Here is an 11,281-nt window from a genome sequence, read left to right on the forward strand (position 1 = left end):
CCTCATCCTCCCCTTTAAGGCAAATCGAACAAATCGAGCTGCTCCGGCAACGCCTCGGGATCCGCCAACCGCGGGGCTTCCTGGCCCAGCAGCCGCATCAGGTCCACGGCGTTGCCCGCCGCGTGGCCCCCGGAGTTGTTGTTGAAGATGACGTGGATCTCGCGCGTCTGCCGTGCCAGCCGCTCCAGCCGATCCTTCCACTCCGCGAGTTCCGCTTCGCTGTAATGGTACAAATAGCGAACTTCCCGCCAATTCGGCGCGCCGCCGGCATTCCAGCCCGCTTCGTTGCGGCCGTGCATCCGAACGACGGTCAGCTCCGGATGCGTCGCATGCAGAACGGTCGGCACCGACGAGGCGCCGGCCTGGGGTTCGTCGCAGACGCTGTGGATCCACCCTTCCCGCTCCATGAACCGCAACGTTTTCTCCCTGTACTCGGGCACGAACCAGCTTTGGTGCCGGAATTCGAGCGCGCAAGGGAAGCCCGACATGCGCTCCTTGGCTTCCCGCAGAACCCGGACGTTGCCCTGCGTGCAATCGAACCAGGGGGGATACTGGAACAGCACCGCCGCAAGCTTGCCCGCCTCCCGGACCGGCTGAAGCGATCGCCGGAACGCCTCGAAGGCCGCATCTAGGCTCCCTTCGGGGGAGATGCCCCGCCGGTGGCCGGTCAGCACCTGGTACGCTTTCACCACGAAACGGAAAGAGGGCGGCGTATCGTCCGCCCAGGTTTGAAACCGTTCCGGAGGCTGCAGCGCATAGAAGGAACTGTCCACTTCGACCGTAGACAGTCTCTTCCCGTATTCCTTGAGCTTATCTTGCGGTTTCGTTCCCGCAGGATACAGCCGGTGATGCTCCCCCCAGCCTGCCAGCCCGACTCGGATCATGACGCGAACCTCCGTTTTCGATCCCGTTTTCTCTATTCCTTCACGAACATACCCTGGCAAAACAGCAGAAGACCTGCGCATCTGCGCTTGGACCGAAGACCGGGGAAGGAAGCCTTTTTCTTCTTCCCTCGCCAACAAGGGGACAGATGTCCTTTGGACTGTAGTATAATCGATCTAAAATGCAACCGTGGAGAAGCGACGGATGTTCCGCGGACGAGAGGAAACCGATGGCCATGAAGAAACTGTCCGATCCGGCGGCGCTGTCCCGCTGGGTGAACCAGTACGGGCTCGAGGACATTTTGAGCGAGAAGGCGAGGGAACGCATGGAGCTGTTCTCGTACGGCAAGGGCGAGCCCGTCTGCCAGGCAGGCGAAGATTTGGCGTACCTCATGCTGCTCGTCTCCGGCAAGCTCAAACTCTCCAGGCTTCTTCCGAACGGAAGATCGATTCTCATCCGCTTCTACCGGCCGCTGAGCATGATCGGAGACTTGGAGCTCCTGAACGGGCAGCCGGCCAATTGCAGCGTGGAATCCGTCGGGACGACGATCGTCATCGCGATTCCGGCGGACGTGATGAGGGAAACGGCTCTGGAGGACCCCCGTTTCCTCCGATTCGTCATCCGGCATTTAAGCAACAAGCTGATGACGATGTCCAACGCCTCGACGCTGAACATGCTCTATCCGCTCGAAAACCGCTTCGCCAGCTATCTCGTTTCCATTACGGGAAGCGGAAGCGGCGGAGAAGAAGCGGATGAGATCCGGACGCCCAAGCTGACGGAAGTCGCGGAGCTGCTCGGCACCAGTTACCGCCATCTGAACCGGATCATCACGAAGCTGGCTTCCGAAGGCCTATTGGAACGCAAGCGCGGCAAAATCCTCGTCCATGATCTCCAGCAATTGCATAGGCTGGCCGAAGGCAATTCGTACCATTGAATCTTTGAAACCAACCGCCGACGCAAGTAAAACGGCTACGCCGTCCTGATCGGACGGATAAACGTTGTATCGTGGTGATTCAGAAAAGGATAGCGAATTTAATACTTTCCGAATCACTGAAAAATCCGCCTGCACTCTCGCAGGCGGATTTCGTCGTCCGGACAAGTCAGAACGTCCCGTCGAATAGCAGCCCCCTTGTCGGCAGCTGAAAATACAGTCCTGCCGAGGATTGATAGGCGGCGTAGGATTGCATCGCCCGAACTCTCGGGTTCAGCATGGCATGGGGCGGCATGTTCTCCAATCGGTCCGCCGCCTTGGACAGATTGACCGCGAGTCCATCCGGTCCGGATACCGCGCGCCGGGTGTTCTCGAACTGCGCGCTCAGGCTCGCCTTGAACTTCGTTTCGTCCAACTTCAGCGTGCCGTCCGCTTGCTTCGCGATGCCAACGGATCCGTAACCGTTCGCCGCGTTCTCCAGGCTGCGTTTGACCGAATCGTTCAAGTAGGAGCCCGCTTCCCGGACTCGTCCAAGCGTCTCGTTGTAGTCCGAGATCAGCTGCTTCACTTGCTTCAGTACCCCGGCTTCGTCCGGTTTCACTTGGATTTCCGCGTCATCGGAGGTCGGCTTCAGCAGCGTGGCGGTCGCCTTGCCTTCCTCCAAGTCGATCACGTTCGAAGACGAGGTGACGGCCGTTCCCCCATCCACCGAATAGATCGCGTCGGCAGCCATCGTTTTCACGTTGCCGATCCCCGTCGCCGCGACCGCGTTGCCGGTAACGTCCGCGATGCTGAAGGCGTTTTTCGCGCCGGTTTGGCTGCTCGCCAGTTCCAGCTTTTTGCCGCCCGTCTTGGCATCGGTCACGATGCTGGCGGTGACGCCGGACTTCGCTTCGTTGACGGCGTCCCTGAGCTTGGTCAGCGCCTGCTCATTCGTGTCGTTGCCGTAAATAAACGCCGAGACGCTCGTCGTTATGCCGCCGCTCGTAATCGTGAACGCGTTCGTGCCGCTCCGGACCGACGTCAGCGCGGATTTGGCCAGGAACGAACCGCTGTTCACCTGGGAAGCCGCCGCTTGATCCACGCGGACGCGATAGGATTCGAAGGCTGCTCCCGCGGAAGCCTTCGCCAAGACCGACGCCTGATCGGACGATACCGCCGTTCTCGAGTTGAACGCGGACGTATCCGGCTTCAGGACGTTTAGCGAAGCGCTTTTCAGTTCCTTCGCGGCTTTCAGGATGGAGACGATACCCGACGCCGCAGCCCGGTAATATTGGCTCACAGGCTCCGATGACAGATAAGAACGCGGTCCTCCGGAATCATAACGGTTGGACGGTTGATAGTAGAGTTGATTATGGACGTAACTGGCCGCGAAAATTTTCCTGACGGAACTGCCGGCAGACAGCATCATGTCCTCCACCTTTCCGGATGTCAGGGAACTGGCTTCGAGAACCATTTACTGTCAATGTACCATCTGCCGGATCGTTATTCAAACCTATTGTTTCCAAATCAGTCGGGTTCCGAGTTCGAACCCCGAGGGACGAATTCAGGGATGGCTCGGGTTGTCTTCAATCACTTTGACGGATTGGGTCAGCACTTTCAAGATATCGGATTGAAGTTGCGGATTGAGATAGAGGGCTTTGATATATGCTTCGCCGGCCTGGCTCGACGTATAGCGGGGCGGCAGCTGGTTCAGGGTGAGCAGCAGGATATCCAGCTGGCATTTGTCGCATCCGCAGGCGAGTGTCCGTTCCTTCAAATACTGCTCCTCGAATAGTTGAATGACGATGGGCTCCATCGCGTTTATCACGGATAATTCTTTCTTCAGATTCATCGGAACACTCCTCGCGATTTGATGTCCGTCCCCCTAGTTGTCACTTTACCATCTTGTCGAAGCGGAAAAAAGATCCGAGGCAAATAACGCCGTTCGACGATTCCGCAATCTGCCTCATTCCGCTCCCCAAAAAGAAAGGATTTCTCAAACCAGATGTCGAATGATACCGTAGCTATTTCTATCACGGGGAACGAACATGGGGTGTGAAAATGAAAGCTTGGCGAATCATCATCTTAGGCATCATATGCTGCCTGGCGCTGGCGGCTTGCGGCGATAAAAAGGAACACGCCGTACACACGAAGTATAAGCCTACCATGGACGTGAAGTGGAAGGTGGAGGGCTCGAAGCTGATCGTGGACGTGATCACGGACATGCATATTTCTCCGGAGCATTACGGTCAAGGCCGCAAAGAAGGCGAGGGCCACATCCACATGTATTTGGACGACGGCGAGAAAATCGGGGTCAAGGCCGGACATAAGGAATTTGAAGATTTGAAGCCCGGCCGCCACGTCCTTAAAGTCTCTCTGCACAACAACGACCATACGCCCTACGACGTCACGAAAACGATCGAATTCGAAATCCGATAACCTATCGCATAGAGGAGACCCGTCGTGTCCCGCAAACTCAGCCTGCAAACCCGCATCCTTATCTTGGTCAGCTCCGTAACCATCCTCTTGATGTCCGTGATCGTATGGTTCGACTCCTACAGCCTGCAGAGGTCCGTTCAGGAAACCTACATCAGCCAATTGGACGGCATGACGACCGCGATTAACGGCCGCTACGAAGAGTCCCATAACATGGAAGACGTCCAACAGATTTTCGATTACATTCAGTACAAAAACGCCAACGTGCTGGAGCTGACCCTTTACGGCCCCAAGGAAATCCTCGCCTCCACCAACCGGGATCGGATCGGAGAACCGTCGCCGCCCGGAATCATCGAAATGCTGCATTCGCAGCGTACGCTCGTCGAGCAGTTCCGCGGCGAGGACGGAATGCCGCAGGACCGGCTCACCGCTCCCCTCAAGGAGGATGGGGTGATCATCGGGGCCATCGAGCTCTTGCTGAACACCTCCGAGAGCGAAGCGCTGATCAACCAGCGCACGCTGCTCATTACCGTCGTCGGCTTCATGATGACCCTGCTGCTGCTCGTCACGCTGCATTTCATCATCCGGAAACTGCTGATCCGCCCGCTCCTCACGATCCGTGAAGCCGCCTTGTCCGTCAAGAAAGGAGAGCCATACCGCTCGATCCCGCTCATGGCCAGCCAGGAAATCAACGAAGTGGCCGTAGCCTTCAACGAGATGGTGCTCGATCAGGAAAACCGTTACAATGAACTTCAGCAAGCGTTGGATACGATCAAGAAAGCGCAGAAGCAGCTGGTCGAATCGGAGAAAATGGTGGCGCTCGGCAATCTCGTCGCCGGCGTATCCCACGAAATCAACACCCCGCTCGGCATCGGCGTCACCGCTGCCTCCTACATGGCCGAGAAGTCCAAAGCGTTCGAATCGCTCTACCAATCGCAGACGATGAAGCGTTCCGATTTGGAAGACTACTTGAAGGCGGTCCGCGAGACGACGGGGATGATCCAGACCAACCTCACCCGCGCTTCCGAGCTGGTGAAGAGCTTCAAACAGGTCGCGGTCGACCGTTCGGTAGAGATCAAACGGAAGTTCCATGTCAAGGAATACATACAGGAAGTCTTGGTGAGCCTGCATCCGCAGTTGAAGAAGACGAAGCATCACGTGGAACTGCTCGGCCCTGACGGCGTGGAAATTCTGAGCGACCCCGGAGCCGTCTCGCAAATCATCACCAATTTGATCATGAACTCCCTGATCCATGCGTTCGGGGCGGACACCGAGGGCAAGATGGCGGTCGAGATTACGGCGGCTGGCGGCGAATGGCTGACGATCCGCTATTCCGATAACGGCAAGGGAATGCCTCCGGAGGTCGTGGAGAAAATATTCGATCCGTTCTTCACCACGAACCGCGGTGGAGGAGGAACCGGCCTCGGCATGCACATCGTCTACAACCTGGTCACGCAGTCGCTCGGGGGGACGATCAAGTGCGAGAGCGAGCCGGGTGCCGGCACGGCCTTTATTATTCAAATACCGATGAATGAGGGATGACAGAATGGCTAGCGAGCAGCAAGAGGAATTCCTGACCTTTGCAGACGAAGACGAGGTCCCAGGGGTCGAGGCGGGCCATGGGAAGGAACATTGGAAGGTCATTATCGTAGACGACGAGCTGGAGGTTCATCACCTGACGCGGATGGTGCTCTCGGACTTCGAATTCGACGGCCAACGCCTCGAGTTTCAGAGCGCTTACTCGGAGGAGGAAGCGCGGCAGGTTCTGCGGGACCATCCCGACGCCGCCATCGTTCTGCTCGACGTGGTGATGGACCAGGACGATTCGGGCCTGAAGCTCGTGAGATACATCCGGGAAGAGCTGAAAAACCAGGCGGTACGGATCATCCTTCGGACGGGACAGCCGGGGCAAGCCCCGGAGAAGGTCGTCATCACGGATTACGACATTAACGACTACAAGGAAAAAACCGAGCTGACCACGCAGAAGCTGTTCACGACGATCATGGCGGCGCTGCGTTCTTACCGGGATATCATGGTGATCGAGAACAACAAGGTCGGGCTGGAGCAAATCATCAAATCGTCCGCCGATCTGTTCGAGCTGAAATCGATGAAGAAATTCGCCTCCGGCGTGCTGACGCAGCTGACCTCAATCCTCAATTTGCATAAGAACGCGCTCCATTGCAACAGCTTCGCCGTCGCGAAGGGGCAAGAGAAAATTTATGTCTTGGCGGCCACGGGGGACTACGAGCTCAGCGATAACGACCGGGTCGAAAACGTCGTACCGCCGCACGTGCTCCACTGCATCGAGAAGGCTTTCCGGGACAAGCAAGGCGAGTTTGACGGCGACCATTTCACCTGTTATTTCGAGAGCAAGACCGGGCGGGAAAACGTCATCTATTTCGAAGGACAGAAATCGCTCACCGAATGGAACCGGTATTTGATCGAAATCTATTGCTCCAACGTATCGGTCGCTTTCGAAAATTTGTACTTGAACGAAGAAGTCGAGACGACGCAGAAGGAGATCATTTTCACGCTGGGCGAAATCGCGGAGACCCGCTCCCGGGAAACCGGCAACCACGTCAAGCGCGTGGCGGAATATTCGAAGCTGCTGGCGCTGAAGTACGGGCTGCCGGAGGAAGAGGCCGAGCTGGTGCGGCTCGCTTCCTCCATGCACGACGTCGGCAAGGTCGCGATTCCGGACGCGGTGCTGAACAAGCCGGGCAAACTTACGCGCGAGGAATTCGAACTGATCAAGGAGCATGCGAACTACGGCTATGCGATGCTGAACCACTCGAACCGCGAAATCATCAAAACCGCGGCGATCATCGCTTACCAGCACCACGAGAAATATAACGGCACCGGGTACCCGAACGGGCTGGCGGGTGAGGACATCCACATTTACGGCCGGATTACGGCGATCGCGGATGTCTTCGACGCGCTGGGCAGCGACCGGGTGTACAAGACGGCCTGGCCGCTCGAGGATATTCTCGAGCATTTCCGCCAGGAGCGCGGACAGCATTTCGACCCCAAGCTGGTCGACCTTTTCTTCGAGAATTTGCCCGCGATATTGAAAATCCGCGAGCAGCATTGCGACCCGTTCTGACGTCGGGGCAAGGGGGTTCACGAGCGCTGCCTCTGAGCTGGGGTGTGCGGGGATAAAACCGCTTTTAGCCGGTTACGGGTGTATATTGGGTGCGCTCGGCATGTGCTAGTGCGTGCTGGTGCGCGCTGGTGCGTGCTGGTGCGTGCTGGTGCGTGCTGGTGCGTGCTGGTGTGTGCTGGTGTGTGCTGGTGTGTGCTGGTGCGCGCTGGTGCGCGCTGGTGTGTGCGGGTGTGTGCTGGGGTGTGCTGGTGTGTGCGGGTGTGTGCTGGGGTGTGCTGGGGTGTGCTGGTGTGTGCTGGTGCGCTCGGCGTGTGCTGGTGTGTGCTGGTGCGCGCTGGTGTGTGCTGGTGTGTGCTGGGGTGCTGGTGTGTGCGGGTGCGTGCGGGTGTGTGCTGGGGTGTGCTGGTGTGTGCTGGGGTGCTGGTGTGTGCGGGTGCGTGCGGGTGTGTGCGGGTGTGTGCTGGGGTGTGCTGGTGTGTGCTGGTGTGTGCTGGTGTGTGCTGGTGCGTGCTGGTGTGTGCTGGTGCGACGGGTATGCCTAGTACGATGGTTGTTCGCGTGGTGAGCGATGTCGCGTGCGACTGCCGTTCACTCCATGCGCGAGAGCAGGACGCCGACGGGAGATCGCCTCCCCCGCTCTCCTCAAACCATCGTGACCCTCTTCTCGCTTAACGCGTTCCTCGCAAAATAGTAGGAAAACCTCCCACTAATAGCGAATAAATCTGCAATATGCAGATTTAGTTGGAAAACCTCCCATAAATTCCGCCTGTTGCCCGCGAAATGGGCCATTCCGGCGATATTAATGGGAGGTTTTCCATCTAATTGGTCCCAAAGACCAAAAACAGCGAGAATTAGTGGGCAATTTTCCCACTAATCTAAACACTCGTGCACACCCTTGACCAGCTCGTAACGGACGATCCGCTCCCCTCTTTCCCTCGTGACCGGGCGGAGCCATCCTTTTGCGCATAGTTTCTGAAGCATGGAGATGGCTGTTTTGACATCCAATTCGAAATGCTCCACGACATCCCTGGGCCGGATAGGATGGATCAACCGGATCGCCAGCCGGATCAACTCCTTCTCCGCCATGACAGCACGGGAAACCGGCGAGGGATTGGACTGAAACCGGCTCATCACCATACGCAGAAGCGCGACGCAAACTTCCGGCCGCTGCTCCACGTCGTCGTAGGAGAAGGATATCACCGTATAACCCATCGCCGTAAGGAACGTTTCCCGATTCAACTCCTGGCTGTATTTCGTGCGATCCATGTCCCTCACATGCGTCGCATAACCCTTGATCTCGATGATGAGTTTCACGAAAGGCGTCACCCACGCAAAGTCGGCGAAATAGGATCTCCCGCGCCAATCGGGAACCTCGTACTCGGGATGCAGATGGTCAAAATGGCCGAACAATTCCCACCATACATTCCGGGCAAACAAGGTTTCCGCATGGCGGTGTCCCCTTTCCAACCTTCCCCGCCTTTCTCCCTTCCTCTTCTCCAAATGGTCCTGAATCCAAGTGTTGTGAGCTTCTTCGAAATTCATCGCGAATCCTCCTTGTTCGAAATTTGTGACGTAAGAAGAAGCTATCCCCTGCCGCAAAGGTGAAAAAAACACAAAACGCCCCTATCGCTCTTGAGAGCAAGTAGGGACGTTCTTCGTCACTAGTTCACATAATAATCCAAAAGCTAAGGCCTGACTAGCTTTTCATGAGATCCCATCGTGGAAATCCGCTTCACCGGGTTGGCAGCGCGTGGTTAGCCGTCCCGGAAATCTGGTTCTTCTCATCGGTAGTATGAGGCGAGCCGGACTGGAATCTGGTTCTTCTCATCTGAAGTATGAGGCGAGCCGGACTGGAACCTGGTTCTTCTCATCTGAAGTATGAGGCGAGCCGGACTGGAACCTGGTTCTTCTCATCGGTAGTGTGAGGCGAGCCGAGCTGAAAATCGGTATTTTCTCATCGGTAGTGTGAAGCGAGCCGGGCTGGAATTCCGTTTCTTCCCGCGGCAACGCGAGTCTAGCCGAACCGGGCACCCGCTTCCCCGCGCCTTGCTGCCGCCTGTACCCGGCCGATCTGGGTGGCCAGGTACAGAATGAACAGCAGAAGCACGATGCCGATACCGATGACCGATAGGTTGATCGGGACTTTCGCTTCGCTCATCGCCAGGTAAATCGTCAGGCCGAAAACCGTCAGCGCCTGTTCCGTGAAGTTCTGGACGGCAATCGTTTTGCCGGAGCCGATGGCGTCTCTGCCTTCCTCCTGCAGCATCGTGTTCAGAGGGATGAGGAAGATGCCCCCCAGAATCCCGATAACGAACAGCAGACTAACGGTAAACCAAAGGCTGGGCACCAAACTCGCGACCATGACGCACAGAACCATGAAAATGCCGTAGTAGTACGCCCGGTGCAGCTTGCCCGCCGGCACCAGAACCGGAGTCAGCAGCGCGCTGACCACGACGCCGACGGCCGTCACGCCGATAATGAGCGACTGGTCCCGCGTATCCGTGATCCCCAAATTGACCGGCAGCCACGCCACGAGCGCGATGCGCAGCACGGATGCGGTGAGCCAGAACGACGCCGTTCCGATCAGCGAGAACCGGGCCCGGCGCAGCCGGAACAGCGCGGCGGTGTCCCGCAGGAATTGCTTGGCCGATTCTCCGTAGCGGATCGACGGGTTGCCGCCGCGTACGGGAACGGCGAACGTCAGCATCAGCGACAGCGCATAGATCCCTAAACAGGTGAGAATCGCCGGCAAATCGGAATTTTGCGCGAGGATGCCGCCGACCACCGTGCCGAGCAGGATCGCCAGGATCGTCGTGCCCTCGATTTTGGCGTTCGCCTTCAGCAGCTCGCTTTCGCTGTTCGTCAGCTCCGAGAGAATACCGTACTTGGCCGGAGAATACACGACCGCTCCTATGCCGACGAACACATAGCAAATTGCCGGCGGCAAGCCGAAGAGCAGCAGCGCGATACCGGTTCCTTTCAGCAAATTGCCGATGAGCAGCACCCGGGATTTCGATTTCTTATCCGCGAACGCTCCGACGACCGGCGCCAGAACCACGTAAGCCAACAGGAACGCGATCTGGATGTACGCGACGGTGCCGTCCGGATTCGCTCCCCCCGCCCGGTTCACCATCCCTACGATCAAGAAAAAATTCAGATTATCCGCGAAAGCGCTCAAAAACTGGGTCCAAACGACCGCGTTGATGGGCGACAGCCATTTCCTTCCGGACATTTGCGTTCTTTCCCCCCCATAAACGCCCGTTCATCTTGGAATTCTGCAAGAAATCCCGCCCGGGCCGACTTCCGTATTATAACTCATCTCACCCTGCTGCGGGGATGATTTGACCAGGATAAGGATCGGCGACAAGTAAAACGGCTGCGCCGTCCTTTACGGACCGATAGACGTTTTATCGAAGGTGATTCAGCAAGGGATGGCGGATTTATACTTTCTGAATCACCAAGTAAAAACGAATTCGCCGTCCTCCAAGATCAGAGAATGTCGTCTTTATCGAAGATCATTCGGAAATAAATAGGCGTGAAATATGCAAAAGCTGAATCATATCAAAAACACATGCGGCGCGGGCATGTGTTTTTGATCGCCATCGATGTCGATTGATCTTGATGCGATTGCGAACGCCTTACTCATCGTCCAAACGCTCCGCCGCCTCGAATGCATTTTCGTGCGGGGCCTGAGTGATGGCTTCCTGACGCTCCGTCTGATCCTCGATCCGGCCCGCGACCCAATCGTCGAACGACCGGTCCAGCAGCATCTCCCTCCCGCTGTCTTCGTTGACGTCGGAATCCCATTCCGGCTGCCCGTTCCGGGCTCTCGGTCCTTTCATCGTAATGTAACGGGGTGTCACTCGCTCGCACGCTCCTTCTCCGTCATCTCATTTTTCCGTTATCTTTCCACCAAGGTTTGGCAATCATACGGATTAGCCCGCTCG

10 protein-coding genes are annotated in these 11,281 nt (G+C 57.2%); 4 read left to right on the top strand and 6 right to left on the bottom strand.

Going from position 1 to position 11,281, the window contains the following annotated elements; translation table 11 throughout:
* Positions 1 to 14 precede the first annotated feature (14 nt).
* Positions 15 to 884, bottom strand: a complete 870-nt coding sequence (locus GE107_RS18295) for a DUF72 domain-containing protein (RefSeq protein WP_219641436.1) — start codon at positions 882 to 884, stop codon at positions 15 to 17.
* A 227-nt stretch (positions 885 to 1,111) separates the two neighbouring features.
* Here GE107_RS18295 and GE107_RS18300 point away from each other — a divergent pair, with 227 nt between their 5' ends.
* Entirely contained in the window at positions 1,112 to 1,816 is a 705-nt protein-coding gene (locus GE107_RS18300; protein ID WP_219641437.1) for a Crp/Fnr family transcriptional regulator, read from the top strand.
* Positions 1,817 to 1,982: 166 nt separating this feature from the next.
* On the opposite strand, the gene fliD is transcribed toward GE107_RS18300, so the two are convergent.
* Positions 1,983 to 3,224 (bottom strand): flagellar filament capping protein FliD, encoded by a 1,242-nt coding sequence (gene fliD, locus GE107_RS18305; RefSeq protein WP_219641438.1) that lies wholly within the window; start codon positions 3,222 to 3,224, stop codon positions 1,983 to 1,985.
* A gap of 135 nt (positions 3,225 to 3,359) precedes the next feature.
* Complete coding sequence (locus GE107_RS18310; protein ID WP_219641439.1) at positions 3,360 to 3,647, bottom strand: late competence development ComFB family protein; 288 nt, start codon at positions 3,645 to 3,647, stop codon at positions 3,360 to 3,362.
* 209 nt (positions 3,648 to 3,856) lie between these two features.
* Between GE107_RS18310 and GE107_RS18315 the strand changes: the two genes are divergently transcribed.
* The 3 genes from GE107_RS18315 to GE107_RS18325 are packed head-to-tail and all read left to right on the top strand — an operon-like array spanning position 3,857 to position 7,334.
* Complete coding sequence (locus tag GE107_RS18315; RefSeq protein ID WP_219641440.1) at positions 3,857 to 4,234, top strand: hypothetical protein; 378 nt, start codon at positions 3,857 to 3,859, stop codon at positions 4,232 to 4,234.
* Between the two features lie 24 nt (positions 4,235 to 4,258).
* Positions 4,259 to 5,773 (top strand): HAMP domain-containing sensor histidine kinase, encoded by a 1,515-nt coding sequence (locus tag GE107_RS27245; protein ID WP_219641441.1) that lies wholly within the window; start codon positions 4,259 to 4,261, stop codon positions 5,771 to 5,773.
* Positions 5,774 to 5,777: 4 nt separating this feature from the next.
* A complete protein-coding gene (locus GE107_RS18325; RefSeq protein WP_219641442.1) occupies positions 5,778 to 7,334 on the top strand; it encodes a DUF3369 domain-containing protein in 1,557 nt (518 codons plus the stop codon).
* 870 nt (positions 7,335 to 8,204) lie between these two features.
* Here the strand turns inward: GE107_RS18325 and GE107_RS18330 are convergent.
* The 3 genes from GE107_RS18330 to GE107_RS18340 all read right to left on the bottom strand — a co-directional run bounded on the left by GE107_RS18330 (position 8,205) and on the right by GE107_RS18340 (position 11,197).
* Positions 8,205 to 8,876 (bottom strand): DUF559 domain-containing protein, encoded by a 672-nt coding sequence (locus GE107_RS18330; protein WP_219641443.1) that lies wholly within the window; start codon positions 8,874 to 8,876, stop codon positions 8,205 to 8,207.
* A 472-nt stretch (positions 8,877 to 9,348) separates the two neighbouring features.
* Complete coding sequence (lplT, locus tag GE107_RS18335) at positions 9,349 to 10,566, bottom strand: lysophospholipid transporter LplT (RefSeq protein WP_219641444.1); 1,218 nt, start codon at positions 10,564 to 10,566, stop codon at positions 9,349 to 9,351.
* 406 nt (positions 10,567 to 10,972) lie between these two features.
* The gene (locus tag GE107_RS18340) at positions 10,973 to 11,197 is read right to left on the bottom strand and encodes a hypothetical protein (RefSeq protein WP_219641445.1); all 225 of its coding nucleotides are present in this window, start codon (positions 11,195 to 11,197) and stop codon (positions 10,973 to 10,975) included.
* Between the last annotated feature and the right edge of the window lie 84 nt (positions 11,198 to 11,281).

Origin of the sequence: Cohnella sp. CFH 77786 (assembly GCF_019400745.1) — a bacterium.
GTDB lineage: Bacteria > Bacillota > Bacilli > Paenibacillales > Paenibacillaceae > Cohnella.